Source organism: Thioalkalivibrio sp. HK1, assembly GCA_000583135.1.
Lineage (GTDB): Bacteria > Pseudomonadota > Gammaproteobacteria > HK1 > HK1 > HK1.
In genome coordinates this window covers 55,474-73,950 of the sequence record JFBG01000038.1, presented here as the reverse complement: position 1 = coordinate 73,950, position 18,477 = coordinate 55,474, and the positions used below count along the sequence as shown (strand labels likewise).

Annotated in this window: 13 protein-coding genes; 1 reads left to right on the top strand and 12 read right to left on the bottom strand. The window is 56.3% G+C overall.

From position 1 onward, the window contains the following. Nucleotides 1–161: 161 nt before the first annotated feature. The 12 genes from BF99_RS20765 to BF99_RS0110815 all read right to left on the bottom strand — a co-directional run bounded on the left by BF99_RS20765 (nucleotide 162) and on the right by BF99_RS0110815 (nucleotide 12,916). Nucleotides 162–1,709, bottom strand: coding sequence for an ankyrin repeat domain-containing protein (locus tag BF99_RS20765; protein WP_025770879.1), 1,548 nt, complete (start codon nucleotides 1,707–1,709; stop codon nucleotides 162–164). A 301-nt stretch (nucleotides 1,710–2,010) separates the two neighbouring features. After that, nucleotides 2,011–3,909 (bottom strand): PhoX family protein, encoded by a 1,899-nt coding sequence (locus tag BF99_RS0110865; protein WP_025770878.1) that lies wholly within the window; start codon nucleotides 3,907–3,909, stop codon nucleotides 2,011–2,013. Between the two features lie 453 nt (nucleotides 3,910–4,362). Next, complete coding sequence (locus tag BF99_RS0110860) at nucleotides 4,363–4,560, bottom strand: hypothetical protein (protein WP_156013266.1); 198 nt, start codon at nucleotides 4,558–4,560, stop codon at nucleotides 4,363–4,365. A 32-nt stretch (nucleotides 4,561–4,592) separates the two neighbouring features. Then, nucleotides 4,593–5,540, bottom strand: a complete 948-nt coding sequence (locus tag BF99_RS22015; protein ID WP_081759226.1) for a YkvA family protein — start codon at nucleotides 5,538–5,540, stop codon at nucleotides 4,593–4,595. 32 nt (nucleotides 5,541–5,572) lie between these two features. Beyond that, entirely contained in the window at nucleotides 5,573–6,244 is a 672-nt protein-coding gene (locus BF99_RS0110845; RefSeq protein WP_025770875.1) for a TorD/DmsD family molecular chaperone, read from the bottom strand. Nucleotides 6,245–6,321: 77 nt separating this feature from the next. Further along, nucleotides 6,322–7,134 carry an AbiJ-NTD4 domain-containing protein gene (locus BF99_RS0110840; RefSeq protein WP_156013265.1) on the bottom strand — a complete coding sequence of 271 codons (813 nt, stop codon included), beginning with the start codon at nucleotides 7,132–7,134 and terminating at the stop codon, nucleotides 6,322–6,324. 265 nt (nucleotides 7,135–7,399) lie between these two features. Continuing rightward, a complete protein-coding gene (locus BF99_RS20755; RefSeq protein ID WP_025770873.1) occupies nucleotides 7,400–9,109 on the bottom strand; it encodes a 4Fe-4S binding protein in 1,710 nt (569 codons plus the stop codon). Next, nucleotides 9,106–10,197, bottom strand: a complete 1,092-nt coding sequence (locus tag BF99_RS0110830; protein ID WP_025770872.1) for a DUF3306 domain-containing protein — start codon at nucleotides 10,195–10,197, stop codon at nucleotides 9,106–9,108. The genes BF99_RS20755 and BF99_RS0110830 overlap by 4 nt, the downstream gene beginning before the upstream one ends. 20 nt (nucleotides 10,198–10,217) lie before the next feature. Beyond that, complete coding sequence (locus BF99_RS0110825; RefSeq protein ID WP_156013264.1) at nucleotides 10,218–10,778, bottom strand: DUF3305 domain-containing protein; 561 nt, start codon at nucleotides 10,776–10,778, stop codon at nucleotides 10,218–10,220. Continuing rightward, entirely contained in the window at nucleotides 10,775–10,897 is a 123-nt protein-coding gene (locus BF99_RS23955) for a hypothetical protein (protein ID WP_306699742.1), read from the bottom strand. Before BF99_RS23955 ends, BF99_RS0110825 begins: the two co-directional genes overlap by 4 nt. Next, the gene (locus tag BF99_RS0110820) at nucleotides 10,890–12,152 is read right to left on the bottom strand and encodes a valine--pyruvate transaminase (RefSeq protein ID WP_025770870.1); all 1,263 of its coding nucleotides are present in this window, start codon (nucleotides 12,150–12,152) and stop codon (nucleotides 10,890–10,892) included. Before BF99_RS0110820 ends, BF99_RS23955 begins: the two co-directional genes overlap by 8 nt. Before the next feature lie 122 nt (nucleotides 12,153–12,274). Then, nucleotides 12,275–12,916 carry a GNAT family N-acetyltransferase gene (locus BF99_RS0110815; protein ID WP_025770869.1) on the bottom strand — a complete coding sequence of 214 codons (642 nt, stop codon included), beginning with the start codon at nucleotides 12,914–12,916 and terminating at the stop codon, nucleotides 12,275–12,277. 661 nt (nucleotides 12,917–13,577) lie between these two features. On the opposite strand from BF99_RS0110815, the gene BF99_RS0110800 reads away from it, so the two are divergent. Further along, on the top strand, nucleotides 13,578–18,263 hold the full coding sequence (locus BF99_RS0110800; protein ID WP_156013263.1) for a beta strand repeat-containing protein: 4,686 nt from the start codon (nucleotides 13,578–13,580) through the stop codon (nucleotides 18,261–18,263). The last annotated feature ends 214 nt before the right edge of the window (nucleotides 18,264–18,477 follow it).

The window sequence follows — 18,477 nt, the reverse complement described above, 5'->3', positions numbered from 1 at the left end:
AGCTCTCCTTGATGGCAAATAGTGCTTCCACCTCTTTGAAAGCCCCCGACCCGGCAACCCATCATCGCATCGCCGCCAGATTTCACACTCGCTCGTCAAAGCTCATCTTGCAGGTCAATCAATAACGAGCCCTAGCAGGTTTCACCCAAAACACCGAAATCTCACCGACGAGCATCGGCAACCGCCTCCCGATAGATATCATCGAAACCGCTCTTCGCCGCCAGTTCGAAGGGCGTTCGCCCTTGCCGATCCGTCGCACTTGGCACCGCCCCGGCTTTGATCAGCAACTCGATCGCATCCCCATACCCGTTCCGGGCAGCCAGATGCAAGGGAGTCGATCCGAAATCCGTCTCCCCATTCGGATTTCCCCCGGCATTGATCAGAGACTTGACAATATTATCGAGCCCGTTCTCCGCCGCAAGATGCAAGGGCGTCCAGCCATCATCGTCCTTTGCATTCGGATCTGCTCCGATATCGATCAACATTGCGACCATGTCCTTATGTTTGGCAGCCACGACGATATGCAAAGGCGTGCTCCCGTCATCGTCCCTCGCATTCAGATCCGCACCACCTTTTACCAGCGCAACGACTTCATCCAAATGCTCGTTATAAGCAGCCAGATGCAAAGGCGTCCACTTGTCCATGCTCATAGCATTCGGATTCGCACCCGCTTCGAGCAAAGCCTCGATCGCAGCAACATGACCTTCCCTTGCAGCGAGGTGCAAGGCAGTGAACTCGTTCTCATCCTTCGCCCTTAGCCGAGCGCCGTCTTCGACCAAGTTCTTGATCATGCCCACATCCCCCAAACCGGCGGCGATGTGCAGCGGCGTCGTTTCCCTAAGCGCCTCGATCTGAATGGCCTTGACCAGCAGCAAATCGGCCGCGGCGGTGTGATCCTGTTGACGTGCAATCTGTAATGGCGTTTGGTCTTGATAGTCAGTCGCGCTGATATCAGCATTTGCCTTTATCAGTGCCGCGATGACATTGGTATGACCTTTGTATGCGGCGTCATGCAGGGGTGTCCACCCATCCTTGTCTGTCGCATTTGGGTTGGCATCTGCTTTGATTAGCGTATTGACAACATCGTTATGTCCGTTATAAGCGGCGATATGCAGGGGTGTCGCCCCATCCTTGATTATCGTGTTTGGGTTGGCATCTGCTTTGATTAGCGTATTGACAATATCATTATGTCCGTTACGAGCGGCGATGTACAGGGGTGTCCACCCATCCTTGTTTGTCGCGTTCGGATTGGCATCTGCTTTGATTAGCGCATTGACAACATCGTTATGTCCGTTCTGAGCGGCGAAGTACAGGGGTGTCGCCCCATCCTTGGTTATCGCGTTCGGGTTGGCATCTGCTTTGATTAGCGTATTGACAATATCATTATGTCCGTTACGAGCGGCGATGTACAAGGGTGTCCACCCATCCTTGTCTGTCGCGTTCGGGTCAGCCCCTCCTTCGAACAATGCCTTGACAGCGTTGGGATGCCCTCTCCATACGGCACGGTATAGGGGTGTCTGTCCGTACCGATCCCTTGCATTTATATCCGCACCTGCCTTGACCAGCATCTCGATTGTTTCTATGTCTCCTTCCGATGCGGCCCGATGCAAGGATGTCGTTTGCCCGGTTTCGCTCCTTACGCTCGGGTTGTACCCGACGATGAGAGCGGAGGCGATGATGATCGCTACGAAGGTTTTCGGTGCTGTCATGGTGGATTTTTGCTCCTGTCGCTTTTTTGCTGTCTTGCGGGATTGGTCGAGAATTCGAGTGATTTCAGCAGATGGATGGGTTTGCCTTTCGGTGCCAAATACTCTTCAATCATTGGCGTGGTTGAAGTTTAATTTGAAACGAGCGAACCATTCGGTGATTTTGTCAATCATCGCGTGTGTCGAAAGCGGTGGGGACGGGCGTTCAAAGTGGACCGCCGATCGACCCCCATCGACATGAAAAAAGCGCCGAGCCGAAAGAATCGGCTCGGCGCGTGGTGGCCTACCCGAGGCCAAGTGGCGTTTAGCCTATCATGCCGCCGTCTTCTCTGGTGATGGCGATGATCGACGAGCGGGGTACGCTGTTGCCGCCGCCGGGGAAGTGGCTGTTGCCCTTTTCGCCCGGGTGTTGGATGCCGACGAACATGGTCTTTTTGTCGGTGCTCCAAGCGAAGCCGGTGACCTCGCACTCGTTCGGGCCGACCATGAACCGTTTGATCTCGCCGGTGACGGTGTCGGCGAAGAGCATCTGGTTGTTGCCGTGTCCGGCGAAGTCGCCCTCGTTCGAGTAGTTGCCATCGGTTTGGATCCAAAGGCCGCCTTGGGAGTCGAATGCCAAGCCGTCGGGCGAGTTGAACATGTTCTCGTCGGTGATGTTGGGCGAGCCTTGGCGATCGTCCTCGTGCACGGTCGGGTTGCCGGCGATGGCGAAGAGATCCCACTCGAAATCCTGCGAGGTGTGGTCTTCGAGGTGCCAGCGCACGATTTGCCCGTAGAGGTTGCCGGCGCGAGGGTTGGGGCCGCCCGCCGGGGTCGGATCTCCGCCCGCATTGGGTTTCTTGCCGCGATTCTTGTTATTGGTCAGGCAGCAATAACCCTCTATCTTCATCGGGTTGACGGCGACCCATTCCGGTCGATCCATCGTGGTGGCGCCGACGGCGGATGCCGCCTGCCGGGTGTGGATGCAAATCTCGGCTTTCGATGCCATGCCGGTGGATTGCGGGGTGAGTTCGACCCACTTGCCGGTGCCGTCGTCATCGAACTTGGCCACGAACAGGGCGCCGTCCTCGAGCAGGTCGGCGTTGTCGCCGCCCATGGCGTATTTGCCAGCGCTGATGAACTTGTAGAGGAACTCGCCGCGTTCGTCGTCTCCCATGTAGACCACGATACGGCCGTCCTTGGCGATCACCACCTCGGCGTTCTCGTGTTTGAAGCGGCCCAAGGCGGTGCGCTTTTTCGGGGTCGAACTCGGATCGGAAGGATCGATCTCGACGACGTAGCCGGCGCGATTCGGCTCGTTCGGATGCTTGGAGACATCGAAGCGCTCGTCGGCGGTGGCCCAAGCGTATCCCCAATCTTCCTTGTTGATACCATAGCGTTTGAGCGCCGCCGGGATCTCGAAATCCGCATCGCTGCTAGAGAAGTAGCCGTTGAAGTTCTCCTCGCAGGCGAGGTAGGTGCCCCAAGGTGTGCGGCCGTTTCCGCAGTTATTCCAAGTGCCCAACGATCGAGTCCCGCTCGGATCGGCAGCGGTTTTGAGCAGAGCATGGCCCCGTGCGGGGCCGGTCAGGGACATCGGCGTATCGGCGGTGATGCGTCGGTTGAGCGGTGCATCCTTGACCACCCTCCATTGTCGCGCTCGACCATCGCCGCCTTCGAGCCTTACCTGCATGATGCTCACGCCATGCCCCGCCTTGCCCTTCATGACATCATCGGCGCTCTCGGGCTTTTTGGAAGCGCGGTTGCCGTAGATGATCTTTTGGTTGACATACTCGTTATTGACGACCAGCACCGATGCGCCCTCGATATCGAACAGCGCCATGCCGTCGTTGTTATCCCCGAAAGCCGCCGCTTGGCTGGTACCGCTCCCGCGCGTTTCGTGATCGAAGTCCATCCCTTGGGACCACAACGGATCGCCCCAACTCGTCACGATATGCCATTGGAAGCCCTTCGGCAGGGTGACGGTATCAAGACCATTGGCCGCGATCGGCTCGAAATCGAGCCAAGCAGTGGTCGCTTCGGTGCGAGAGGGCACCAAGAAACCGGCACTCATCGCAAACGCCGCCGCCCCCATCGCCCCTGTGCTGTGTAAAAAGCCCCGACGCGACATCGCGCGCTCAACGACCCCCTCGAAATCCGTCTCGGCCGGGGGCGGATTGTTCAACTCGTCATACTCATCGAAAGACAGATCATGATCGGTCATTGTCCGATTTCCTCTTGGATAGCAGGCGGGTCGCCTTTGAAGGCGGCAACACACCAAGTGCAACGAGAATTGCAAGATGCGACCGATGGGCTATCGGCTGTCTATTGGCAAAGCCGAAACCCGGTCGGCGCATATCTTGGTGCTTGGATGTGACAGATTCATATCGAAAATATGACCGAATCCGGACACATTGCGAGATTGATCGATACGCTCTCGGACAGCAGCCCTAGGGGCTGGGAGCGGAAAAAGTGCATCTGCCCAGCGTACAAGTTATCGTCCAAGAGACTCACTCGTAGGATGTATCAAGACAAGAGACCGAAGTGGGCACCTTGATTTATGCCCGCCTCAACCCTAGACCCAAGAGTCTCAATGGTTGTTGATCCGAGACGGATGAAACAACCGAGCGCTTCGCAGTATGGCCGTTTCTTCTTGTGCCCAAAGCCTTCTACTTGTTCAATCGACCGATTCGAATATTTTCACCTCCACTCCCGGTCCATACTTATCTTCAAGCGACCTCAAAAGACGCCGCATGTAAGGGCGCCCAAACATTTCTCGACGTGATTGCCAAAGGCCATCAGGGCTGGAGCGCCAAAAGTCCTCCCCGGGCAATTTGAATTTGACAATGTAGCCATTTTTATGAATTTCATTCATTATTACACCCTCCGCATTCTGTGAAATGAGAGTCATACTCTATAATCTTTGGAGATATGGCGAAGGTGATTGATGATATTGTTGAAATCGATTCGCCGTTTTTCCTCGAACGATTTTCGATCAGTGTCGGCGTATGAAACGATGCACTGGATTTCTTGAATGATATCATCGTCACCGTCCGCCCCCTTATTCTTGTCAGGGCTTTCGTAGTCTTCACCAAACCACTCACTCAACTTTTCATCCGATTGCTTCCAATGATGTTTCTTAAGATAAAACGCGAAGAGATTCACTGCCAAAGCGATTACGCCGGCATCGTCAGTTAGACCGATAAGAGGAGTAAAGTCGGGGATGGCATCGATAGGACTGATGAAATAGAGCAAAGCAGCGGCCAAAGCCGCCTTGATTTTTTTCGGAGTATCCGGATCTCGGAAGCAATACCAAAGTACGAGCACCAATCTCAGAGTTTCTTTGCCCATCTTCTTCGCTACGTTTTTTATCTTGCGCCAGAAACTCTCTTCATCGATGTCCTTTCCCGCGTTATCACTGATGCTGTTATATTTTTCGATGGTTTCTTTTATTTTTTCTTTGAAAGATATGAAATGTTGATTCCTTTGCTGACCCTCCTTTTGTAAAGATGCGATTTGAGCGTCGGAAAATTCTCTGCGAATGTCTTCAAAAATTACCTCACGATCAGGAGTTGTATCCAGATAAGAAAAAATCTCGATTAGCAATTGCGCCTTGATTCGCTGATCCGCCTCAAAGTCGGATGTGCCATCGATAATGTCTTGTGGTTCGAAGGTTGCCCGATAGACAACCTCCTGTCGCTCATCCGATTCGATCGACAAGCGCGAGAAGATTCGATAGAGATGTTCCATCTCATTTTTGTCCAAAGACCGATCATCAAGCATGATCGCCTTCAAAAAGGCTTGGACGAAGGCGGTTTTCTGGGAATTGGAGAAAGACTCGGAGTTGCTATTCATCGAAAGGCCTCCTGCTGACTGTTTGTGGAGAATCAGGTTGTTGATGTTGATGTTGATGGGACGATAGTGCTCGAGAGGTAGCGGGATTCGAAGGTGAGGAAGGTGGTGGCGAATCTTCCTACCTTGGAATAGAAGTCGGCGTTGTTGGCTTTGGTCAGGTCTTTGAAGAAACTGTGCATCCAAGGGTCGATGTGGCGGGTGAAGAATCGTTGTTGTGTTTCGAAGGTGAACTCGTCGGTGGTGATGATGAGGGCCATGGTTTCCAATAGGGCGGCGACGTGGTCTTCGGGTTCTTTGACTCCATCGATGCGTTCGAAGCCCAAGGCGTCGAGTTCGGTGCGCAAGGCGGCTAGGGGGCGGTCCATCATGAAACCGGTTTGATACCACGAGCCGTAGGGGATGAGTTCGCCTCGGCCGACGCCGATGAAAAGGGTGTGGTATTCGCTGTCGATGGCATCGATATCGGCTGTCTGCGCTGCCTCTCGTAAGATTTGCCAAGCATGGGCTAGGCTGTTTTCGGTGGTTTCTGAAGCGGGTAGGGGCGAATTTACCTTATTCGTAGAGGATGGGAGCGATCCTGCCTGTAGCAGGCGATCGATCAGATCCGCTTGCGGCGGTGCGGCGAAGAGGGCGGCAAGCAGGCTGTAGGTGTTGGCGCGAAGGTTGTCTTCTTCGCCTATGGGGTTTGTGGTGGGTGTGGTCATGGTGTTGGCGTTTTTTATCGGAAGATGATTTATGCTTCACTCAGATTTTGGGATATTACTTCTTCAATCTATGATTTTCAGAATTCCATATCATCTTCTTTGGTGGATGGACTATGTTTTTTCGTGAGATATGTGCAGATCGCACAGGATATATGAACTACCAATTCCGCATCATCGGATGTTGGGCGGCTCTCTTCGCTGACATGTCGTCCGTGTTGAGAGGCAAATCCGTAGAGTTTGTTTACAGCTTCGTCCAAGGGTTTTGGCAACTCAAGACTGTTAGCGATTTTGCCGAGCGTATTTTTGCTTCCCAAGATATTTTGCGAAACGCATTCAAGAGCGCTCATCGCATGCGTGATTGCCCCGGTTATATCGGGTTCGGGTCGTCGAGAAATGTCTTTGATTGCCTCTTTGATTTCGGAAGCAGCATTTTTCCGACCTGTGGTTTGCAGGTCGTTTTCGACATTGGCGGTCGCAGATTGGAAAGCATCATTACCGCGATATACGACTCCTTCGCCTCGTTTGAGTTCCCAGCCGATACCTAACTTGATAAAGAGATTATTCATGCTTTCAATATATTTATCTGTTCTATCATGGAGGGGTTTCTTTTCGATAAGACGCAGGATCTCCTCTATTATGTCATAGACTTCGTACCAAGAATACTTACTAACGGCATCAAGAACTTCATCTCGAATGTTAGGAACTTCGCTCCAGTTGTTATCATCGATTTCATGGGCCATAATGCGACATAGCATGGAACGAATGTCTTTGTACTTTAGTCCGCATTCGATAGCGTTTTCTATCATAGCATCTCGTAAGCCACTCGGCGCACTTTCTCTGATGGTGATCGGTGGCGTCTGAGCATAGCCGTGGCGTTCTGAAAAAGTCATTGATATCATTCCTGGCTGTGAGTGATCGATCAACTTCGAGGATATACGTTCTTGGAATGATGCGTCGACGAGGACGTCATCAAGGCAGTGACTCGGTGCCTAGTTTATTCCTTTTTGCATATCCGAATTCGAAGATACCTAAAAGCGATTGATTGTCGTGATGCGAAGGGAGATGTCCGAGGTAGCCGTTGCATTGACATCTTTCGCCCGGTTGCGTGCCTGCTCTCGTGTTCAAAGCCTGCAAAAGTTAGAAGGAATAGAGCCGTCAATGGGCTTTGCCCTTAGCTTCGTTGCGGAAGAGGTCTTTGACTCGGCAGTCTTCGCACATTTGTAGGCGGTCGAGGGCGCCGGGGGCTTGGAACATGGAGTGGGTGGATAGGCGTTGTTGCATGCGCATGATGAGGGAGAAGGTGCCGAAGATTTTGCCGCATTCGATGCAGTGGAAGGGGCGGTCTTCGTTGAGGGTGCGAAGGTGGCGGCGTTCTTCTCGGTCGAAGAGGTAGCGGGGGCTCGGGTGGATGCATGATTCGGGGCAGGCGCTTTCGCACAGCCCGCATTGTACGCAGTTGGCTTCGATGAAGGAGAGGCGGGGTTCGTCTCCTCCGGCTTGCAAGGCGGAGGCGGGGCAAACGGAGACGCAGCCCATGCACAAGGTGCAGGCTTTGGAATCGACGCTGACATGGCCGAAAGGGGATCCCAAGGGGAGTTCGACGCTTCGGGGTTTGGTCGGGGCGTGCTCGTGGAGGTGATCGAGGGCAAAACGTATATCGGTGCGTTTTTCGCCGATGGGGGCGAAGGTGGCGGGGGGCGGAAAGGCCATGTTCGGGTCTTTTTGCGTTTGGTCCGGTTCGGGCTCGTCGCTCTTCGCCCCGGGCGGGATATTTTCGATATCGTCCAGGGTTTCGATGATCGTCAGTTGACTTGCAGGGTAGCCCATCGCTTCGAGCAGGCGGTGCAGGATGCCGGCTTGATGGGCGATTTCTCGTTGTACGGATGGAGGGGTTTGGGAAGGGATGAGGAGGATCGCTTGCGCTCCCCAGGCGATGCATGCGCTCCAAGCGTCCATTCCGGCGGATCCGATCTCTTCTACCGGCAAGGGGATGAGGAATTCGGGGGCTGTTGTCGCTTTTTGCGCCCATCGTTCGGCGCCGATTTCCTGGTCGTGGAAGAGGATCGCCGGATGCTTTCCGTCGGCTTCCCGGTAGGCCTTCAAGGCGGTGCGTATCGTGCTCAGCAGATCTTGCGCCTTTGGCCAAGCGTAGGTGATGGCTCCGGTGGGGCAGGCGGTGGCGCACACTCCGGCGCCTTGGCAAAGGTGGGGATCGACCTCGATGCGCTCGCCCGATGAGCTGATGGCCGAGGCGGGGCAGGCGTCGAGGCAGCGGGTGCAGCCGCCGATGCCGGAGGCGCCGTGGGCGCAGATCGAGGCATCGTAGGCGAAATAACGAGGTTTTTCGAACTCGCCGACGAGTTCGCTCGCATCGGTGATGGCGCGTTCGAGGGCTTCGGCGTTATCCGTCGGGGCGAAATATCCCGGCGGTAGCAAGGCTTCCTTGCGTGCGGGTTCCATGCGCAGGTCGATCACGATGTCGAAGGGTCGATCCGCGGTCAAAGGGGAGGGGGCGATCGGAAGCGGTGCCTCATCGCTGCCTCCGGTGAGGCGGAATTGGCCGAGGTATCCGTCCACGGTGCGCACATCGGCGAAGATGATGCGTTTGCCGGGGGGCGATGCGGGGCTCGATGCAAGATCTTCATCGGCAGGCGGGGCGATGATCGTGCTTTCGAGTCGTTCGCCGATGCGCTCGGCGATGGTTCCGGCCTCATCGAGTCCGCCGATGATGGCAACTCGTCCATCGGAGCGATACCCGACTCCCGGATCGGCGCTTTTTGCCGCCGGGGATTCGTTCATATCGACGGCGGCAAGGGCGGCGGTGCGGGCGATGCCCTCGGGGGTGGTTGCCGGTAGTCGGTTCATTTCGCCCTCGATGTCGGCGATGGGTGCGGTGGCGGGGCTTGGCTCGCCTCGGTGGTTGCGGTGTTGTCGGCAGGGATTTCCGTAGGCTCGTTCTCGAAAGATCCTTGCGCCGGGTTCCGAGCGGCGGGTTGATTGTGCGCTATCTCGCTTTCGCTTCGATCCTTCTTAGGTGTGGTGTCGGTGGTTTTCGATGGATCGTCGGTTTCGGCGGTGCGAGACTCGGCGGCGAGATGTGCAGTGTCGAAGCCCTCGGTGGGTGCGTTCTCCAATGGCTCTTGCGCCGGGCTTTGGGCGGTGGCGGGATGGCCCGCCGGCGGCTGTTCCGGTATCGCCTTGCGCTCGTCCGGGCTTCTTTCGGGCGCGATCTCGGTATCGGCGGGGTGCTCGGTGGCTCGGGTGTCCTTGCGATCATCCTCGATCTCTTTGGCGTTTTCGGCTTCCCCTTGCGCCGCCTGCGCCCGTTCGGCTTCGACCTCCATCTGGTGCTTCATATCGGCGGTGACCATGTCGCCCAAGGCTTCGAAGGAGGTGAAGTCGTCGTCGTAATCGTCCAAGCCGTCTCGAACGTTGAAGGCGGCGCTGAGAAAGAGTTTGCGCAACGCCCGCCTGCGTAATTCCTCGCTGACCCCGGGGGAGAGGAAGCCGCTGTAATCGCTATGTTCGTCGAGGGTTTCGATGGGCGGCATATCCGCATCGGTGAGGATCTTTTCTTCGGTCTCCCCTTCGATCCTTCTCTCGGTACTTTCCTCGATTTTTCCCTCGAACCCCTCCTCGGGCTCTTTCTCGATCCCTTGCTCGATCTCATTTTCGAACCCATCGCCGATTCCCTCGGCGAGAGGTTGCCGCGTTCGCAGGCTTGCGTTCTCGCCGCTCGCTTTGTTCGGGTCGGGGTGAACGGCTCGGGCGAAGGATTCCGCTTTTCGATCGATAGCATTATCGACAGATTCGGATGCCCGCTTTTCGTCCTCGGCCTGCACCCGCCGGCGCCGTTGGAGCCATCGCCGAAGCGGCCCCGGGGCTTGCGAATCGCCGAGCGAATCGTCCTGGAAAGAGGCGGTGGAGTCGTTTTCCGGTCGCTTTTCGCTCATATCGAATATCCGGTCGAAGCCTATCCGGATCGAGCGCCCCTTGCAGGGGGCATCGCCTCGAGGTCGGGGTTTCTTTCTTCGTCCCACTTCTCGCGGCGGCGTTTTTTCTTGATCTCGGGCCGGTAATGGTCGACGACATAGCGCTCGGTCAATGCGACGATCTTGTCGGGCATCGGCACCCGGTAGACCGGATCGTCCGATTCGAGATGGGCATTGGCTTCGTCTTGGCTGGCGGTGATGAGCGCGGGGAAAATATCCAAGTGATCGTCATCGCCGCTCTCATCGGCCTCGAAGCAGACCACGAAAAGAGAAGGGCGATCGCTTTTGAGGTTATGCCAATAACTTTCGCAGGCGTCCTCGAAAAGGCTCAAGTTCAAGTTCGGCCACAGGTAGCGGCGACATTCGCTCTCTTCGTGGACGAGAACCGCCGTACCTTGCGAAGAAGCCGCCTCTGCCTCGTCCCCAGCGATCGCTGCCACCGCTTCCCACTGCACCTGCGACCACCGACCGACGCGGGCGATCCGCCTTTGAAGCACCACGCTGACGGGGATGCGAAGCGTAGGCGCGCCGGCTTCGCTCATCTCGCCGCTCCGCCAAGCCCTTTTACCGCCGAGCCATTGGCCGAGCGGCGCGGGGCGCGACGCCAAGCTAAAAGGCAAGGGCAGTAATAGAGCCCTCGTTCGCTCATATTCTCAGCCATGGTCGTAGGCGCGCCGCACTTCCTCGATGATGATGTCGATCCCGCGCGCCACGTGATCATCGTCGGCCGCGGCATAGCTGATGCGGATGCACTCGTTCTTGTGCGTCCAGTCATCGTCTTCGAGACCGGGGAAGAAATAATGCCCGGAGACGACGAACACGCCGCGCTCTTTGAGTCGCTGATAGAGGGTGTGGTTGGTGATCGGAAGTCCCGGCATCCACAGCCACAGGAAAAAGGCACCTTCCGGTTTGTGCACCAACGCCCCGCACTCGGCCAAGCCCTTGCGGAGTCGATCGAGGGCGCGCTCGGCCTTGTCGAGGTAGAAAGGACGGATGGTGTTTCGACTCAGGGAGAGGATATCGCCGCTGCGCACGAGGTCTTCGGCCAGCAGGGGGCCGAAATTCCCGGGGGCGAGGCAGAAGATGGCGTTCATGGCCGCCAAGGCATCGATGATCTCCTCGCGGGCGACCACGATACCGGTGCGAAAGCCGGGCAAGCCGATCTTGGACAGGCTCATGCACAGCACGATATTCTCGTCCCATTCCATGCGAGCGTCGCTATGGACGATGCCGGGGAAGGGCAAGCCGTAGGCGTTATCGACGATCAGCGGCACATCGCGCGCTGAGGCGAGTTCGCCCAAACGCCGCATTTCCTCGTCGGTGATGACGTTGCCGGTAGGGTTGGTCGGGCGCGAAACGCAGATCGCCCCGATATCGTCGACGGTGCTCACCGCATCGAAATCGATGCCGTATTTGAAGATCCCGTCGCCGAGTTCGCCGATGGTCGAGCGTTTGGAAGCAAGGATATCGGGGCTCAAACCCAGATCGCTATAGCCGATATATTCCGGGGCCAGAGGGAGCAGGATGCGCCGATGGACGCCATCGGCGCCCGGCCCTGCGAGCAGGTTGAAAAGGGCGAGGAAGGCGCTTTGGCTACCGTTGGTCAGCGCGATATTGCGCTCGCTCAAATCCCAGCCCTGCTCTTTGCGCAGGAGGTCGGCCAAGGCCCGAGCGAAATTGCGGTCGCCTCGGGGAGTGGCATAGCGACCGATGGCTTGCTCGAAGATGCGCTCTCGTTGCATCAGAATCTGCATGCGAGTGCGAAAGAGTTCCTCCGCCTCGGGGATGAAGGCGGGGTTGCCGCCTCCGAGTTGGAATATTTCTCGGCCTTCCTCCGTCGCCGCTCCGAGATCGTCCATCAATGAGCGGGTTCCCGTTTCACCGGTCAGCTGTTGGCCGAGCGCGGAAATTTTCATGATCGTCCTTCCTTGTCGTTCCAGTCTTGTCGTTCCAAGTCCATCGGCTCGATGCCTCGAAATAGCCTGCAAGGCTCTTGCGCGGCGTTCTTTCGAAAAGGCAATCCCCCGAAGCCGATCCCTTAGGGCGGCGTGTCGAGCAGGCGCTTGTCCACCAGCGTTTCTTTGCGCCCACAGATCGAAAAGCCGGCGCGGCGATAGACCGACAGCGCGGCCGGATGGTCGAGGGTGCAGGTATGCAGCCAGACCCTTTCGGGTTTTTGTCGCCGATCGTTTCCCGCAAAAGCCGAACGAATCGCTCGATCCAGCAGCGAAGGCCCGATCCCTTTGCCGATGAATTCCGGGATCAACCCGAAATAGGCGATCTCGACCTCTTTGCTCCGCCGACAGTCGAGCTCGGCGTACCCTGCAGGGACGCCGCCGGAATAGGCGACGAGGATCTCGACCAAGGGATCGTGGATGATGGCTTCGAGGACCTCGTCGGCAAGCCGTCGACGTTCGTACCAATGCCACTTCGCTCCGACCGTATTGTAAAGATAGCGATAGAAGGAAAGAGGGGGATTGAAAGCGAGAAGCGACATGAACTCGGTATCGCATCGGCTCTCGCTTTTGCGCACCGGGGGAATCCGCTTCAAGGGATCGAGCATTTCCAGCCAAGTGATGGTCACCGCCAGACTCCCGGATTCCTCCCTTGGCGAAGCATCGGCGAGGGAATCGCCCGAAAGCGGCACATCGATGACGGATTGATCGATAGAATTGCGCATTATGGCGAAATCATAACGCCAAATCGGCGGGGCGGGTGCTTCGACTTATCCCCTCCATGAGCCTTTATGCCGTGTTTTTCGCTCGGGAGTCGAGGTCGATTTCAAGGTCGAGCGCAAAATCAGGCGCCATGGATGGATGCGGATGATTTTTGTCGGCGATGCCGCCTCGGATCGTCGATGATCGCTTTGCGGTCAAGTTCGCCGATCGAGGCTCGCAGGCTCGGATGGCGGGGATTTTGCCATTCGCCCTTCACTCGATGTGCCTGCGCAAAGGGTTTGCGGCAAGGATCGAGGGTCATCGAAGAGGCCAGTTAGCACCCTCGGGAGCACGGATTCAGTCGGGTGAGACCGGTAAGATCGATGCGTTCATCGTTCTCGGGGCTTCTTGACGGGGACGGGGATCGAAGCCGGCAGCCGGATCGAGCGCATCGATATGCGGGTACCGATCGCGCAAGTCGTGGCCCTTCCGTCACACGCTCTCCTGCGATTCGGGCCGAATTCCCTTCCGGTGGATCTTCGAATCCGCCGAAAAAGCCCCGAGTCCGCATGCCATCATGGGTTTTTGTAATGTATCATTACACGATACGAAGGATTTTCAGGCCCTGTGGGGCTCCGAGCGAGGTCTTCATGGGCGAATTGAACAAAGGGGGGGGACAAGCCGATGAATTCGGTTGCCGCTAACCAAGAGCGAGTGAACGAAAGACGGACTCGCCTTTGCGATCGAACGCTTTTCGGTGCGATCATCGAGTGCACTTCATACATTCGGGCGTTCGTTCATGGTATCCGCTCGGTATTTTCCAAAGTCGAATCCCGGGTTGTTCTGAATAAAAACGCAAGTCGTGCAGGTGGTCTCGAAGAGCCCGAGGACACCGCTCTTATAAAGAAGAGTCGGTTCACCCGGCCGGTCATCACTATCGGCGCCGGTATCGTATTGACAGTTGCAATGGTTCAATCGGTATTTGCATCGTATACCGTTAGTATTAAAGAGGGAAATTCCTTCCAACTCAGCACCAATGTCAATGAAGGGACGTCACGAGAACTCGACTTACGCATTGAAACGCCTGATAACAATAACAGGAGTGTGGAATTTATGTTTAGAAGTTTGAATACCAAAGTTTTGAGAGTCAGCCCGGAAAGTATAACCGTCACTAGTTTTATCGGCAATATAAGCGGTACCGGTCGTGAACAATTCGTCGATCTCACAGCCACCGCTTTACATGATGGCAACAATATTAATGATTGTGCAGACATCGAGATAAAAAACACTCGTGACAACAGTGTAGATACTATAACGGTGTGCAATGCAGATGACGATGCTACCTCGGTCTCGGGGACGATCGATGTCACCCCTTCCGGGATGCTGAACCTCACCGAGGGAGGGGCATCGCAATCGATATCGGTCAAACTCAGCGCAGTCCCGAACGATCCCGTGACGGTCGAAATTGCAAGGAGCAACGGGTCGACAAACCTCTCTTCGACATCCATGAACTTTGATGCCTCGAACTACTCCACGGTGCAAACGCTCACCATCAGCGCTCCCCACGACGACGATGCGAGCAACAACTCGACCACGCTCACCTTCTCCGCCATAGGAGGGATCACCGCTCCGGATGTCACGAGGCAGGTCAATATCGCAGATGACGACCAACCGTCGTTCGATGTTACCTCCACATCATTGACCATCGATGAGGGCGGACAGGCTACGTTTCAGGTACGCCCGGCGACGCGCCCATCGGAGAATTTTGCGGTGTGGGTGCTCACCGCGTCCATCGATATTACCGTCGATGCCGATTCGAATACGACGGGTAATCAAATGGCCGTGCCCTTCACTAGAGGTACTAACAACCCTTGGAATGAATACCGAACGGTGACCATCTTTGCCCGGGAAGACAACGATAAGGATGACGAATCGGGCACCATCACCCTTAGGGGGAGGAATAGCGGCGATTACAATAATATCGAGAGGGAAATCACCTTCACAGTCGAAGACGACGACAAACCGCAAGGCACGTTTAATATCTTCCCCATGGGGACGCTGAATGTCGGAGAAGGCGCCGGGGCATCTTTTTCGGTCGGGTTCGACGGGTACAGCACCGTCCCGAGTGCGAATGTGACGGTTTCTTTTTCGAAGACGAACCCGGATGTGACCTTTTCGCCGACTTCTATGACCTTCACCCCCTCGAACATGGACACTTCGCAAGTGCTCTCCGTATCGGCGAGCCACGATAGCGATGCCGTCAACGAGACCGACACCATCACCTTCAGTGCCACGGGAGGCATCATCGCCCCGAACGCGACCAGGCCCGTCTACATCACCGACGACGAAACGCCCTCGGGGGCGATTCAGGTCACCCCGTCGGGGACGCTGAACATCGGCGAGGGCAACACCGCAACCCTCTCGGTCAAACTGAACACCGCCCCGACCAGTGATGCGATCGTTTCCCTTTCGAAGACCAATACGGATGTAACGTTCTCATCGGCCTCGTTGACATTCACCGCTTCGAACTATTCCACCGCCCAAAGCGTCACCATTTCCGTTGCCGAGGATTCCGATACCGTCCACGAAACCGATACGATCACTCTGAGCGCATCGGGAGGCATATCCGCATCCAACGTTACGAGATCGGTGGCCATTACCGATAACGACAAGCCCTCGGGCACGATCGAGGCCACTCCGACGGGAACGCTGTCCATCGACGAGGGCAGTTCGCAGAGCCTCTCGATCAAACTCGGCTCCGCCCCGAATGCGGACGTTACGGTTTCGCTATCGAAAACGAACTCCGATGTGTCCTTTTCCTCGTCCTCCTTGACCTTCACCACATCGAACTATGCCACCGCGCAAACGGTTACCGTTTCCGTCGCCGAGGACAACGCCGATACGGCTCATGAGAGCGATACGATCACTTTGAGTGCATCGGGGGGCATCATCGCCCCGAATGTCACCAGGTCCGTGTCAATCACCGACAATGACAAGCCCTCGGGGTCGATCGAGGTCACTCCGTCGGGAGCGCTGACCATCGGCGAGGGCAACACCGCAACCCTCTCGGTCAGTCTATCGGTCGCTCCGAATGCGGATGTGACCGTCGCATTGTCGAAGAGCAACGCGGATGTGAGCCTCTCCTCGTCCTCCTTGACCTTCACCGACTCGAACTACTCGACGGCGCAAACGGTCACCGTGACAGCGAGCCAAGACGACGATGCGACCGACGATGCCGACACGATTGGATTGAGCGCATCGGGAGGGATCATCGCCTCGGCGGTGACGAGGGCGGTCACCATAACGGACGACGATGAACCGGGCTTCGATCTCGATGTCAGTTCCTTGGCAATGGACGAAGGCGAGCAGAAGACCTTCAAGGTGCGTCCTTCGTTTCGGCCATCGGCCAATATTACGTTGACGGTGACGGCATCGGATTCGCAGATCACCATCGACACCGACCCGGACACGTCAGGCAACCAGAACACCTTGGCCTTCAATCAATACGGTTCGACGAACGCTTGGAATCGGCATCGAGAGGTAAGCGTCCAAGCGCTCCACGACGATGATGCGAGCGATGCAACGTTCAGTATTTCGATTGAAGGGTCGGGCGGGAATTACCAAGGGGAGACGGCGAGCATCGGCGTTGCCGTCACCGACGACGAAACGCCGCCGGGGAATATGGTTTTCTCTCATTCGGGGCTTCTCAATTTAACGGAAGGAACTCCGAAAAACATTTTCATCAGCCTTCGCCCCGATCCGAACACCACCTCTTTGAAAGGCGATGTGACGATTTCCCTGACGAACGAAAAGTCCAATGTCACGTTCTTCCCGAGTTCTTTGACATTCACCCCCACGAACTACTCGACCTTACAGAATTTCTCGGTGATCGCCGTCGAGGACGCTGATTTCTCCTCCGATTTCGACGGCATCACCATTGCCGCTTCGGGGGGGATCATCGCCCCTTCCGTGAAGTGGCCGGTCGTCATCATCGATAACGATAGCCCTCCGGTGGGAACCATCGTCGTTTTCGATTCGCAGACCCCTCCGATATCCGAAGGGGATTCGGTGAATATCGGGATCAGTCTTTCGAAGGCACCGGTCGGGAATGCGACGGTTTCTCTATCGAGCGATGGACCCGATATCATCATCTCCCCGCCTTCCTTGACATTCACCGCATCGAATTACTCGAACGCCCGATCGGTTTCGATCATGGCAAGGCAAGATGACGATATCGACGACGAAATCGCAACGATCACGATTGAAATATCGGGAGGAGGGTTCAGCGCCTCTCCCTTGACCTACGAAGTTTTGGCCATCGATGACGATAAACCCCAGCCGCCGACGCTGGTGCATAACTACGACGGTACGTTGATCATCGCCCCCGAGGGGGATCTCATCATCGACGAGGGAGGGGAGGGTCGGTTCGAAATCCGCCTGAGCACTCAACCCAAGGGGGATGTGTCGGTTCGGATTTCGAAAATTACGAGCACCTCGGGAATTGCGATGTCGCCCGATTATTTGACCTTCACGCAGTCGAATTGGAACGAGAATCAATCGATCAATTTCATCGCCCATGGGGACTCGGACAAGGACGATACCATCCACGGCTATACCCTCAACTTCGAAGATAGAGGGTTGATCAAATATGTCATCGTGAATGATACCGATCGGGGGGTGTTGAAGGCCCAAGCCCTCGCCCTTCCGCCGCCGGCTTCCGGCGATGGCGCGACCCTGCGGGTTCAATGCAAACAAGATAGCCCGTGCCCCGTCGCTTTCGATTGCGCAGCGCAGATCGACGGAACGATCTATCAAGGCAGTCTTCCCGAGCCGATCCCCAAGCACGGAGCGAGATCCTATACGATGAAGGAGATTCAAGATCTCATGGGATGGGGGTCTTGGGGGGGCAAGGGTCGGTTGGAATGCTCCTTGCGCTCCGATGCTGCCATCGGAGCGCAGGTTTGGACGCGTTCGGGGGATGGAGTGCTCGTCAACAACAGCGCGATGATTCGAAGCGTTCGCAAGGACGGGATTTATCGAGCGGATATCGAATCGATCCCCTCGCCGGATTCCACCGACGAATCGAATATCAGGATTCGCTGCAACTCGGATGCGGGGGATTGCCCCGATACGCTGTTCGTATGCTATTTGGATAACGGGAAAAGGCTGTCCCGTTGGAATTTGGGGCAAATCGACCGCCGAACGACAAGGCATCTGCAATCAGAAGAACTCGCCTCCAAGATAGGGCATCGGTGGGAAGGGATGGGCCTTGGCTGCGAGATCAGCTCGAAAGGAAGGTTCACCGTGCAGGTGCTGACCCGGACGGGAGGCGGCGGAGCCTTGGTCAACAACAGCGCAACGGGTGAGTGAGGGCGAAGCCGGTTTGTCTGTCTTGTCTTTCGGGTGTAGCGTGGGGGTGGCGGGATGAATCCCTCCTAAGATTCCTCGGGGAATGGGTCTTTTCAAGAATATCCGCGTCGCCCGCTTTCCATCGCCCGCGCGTCATATTCGAATGACGAGGCCTGCGAGCGATGCCCCGGGGTATCCCTTTCGCCATTTTCCTCTCTCGGGCGATATTCCGATC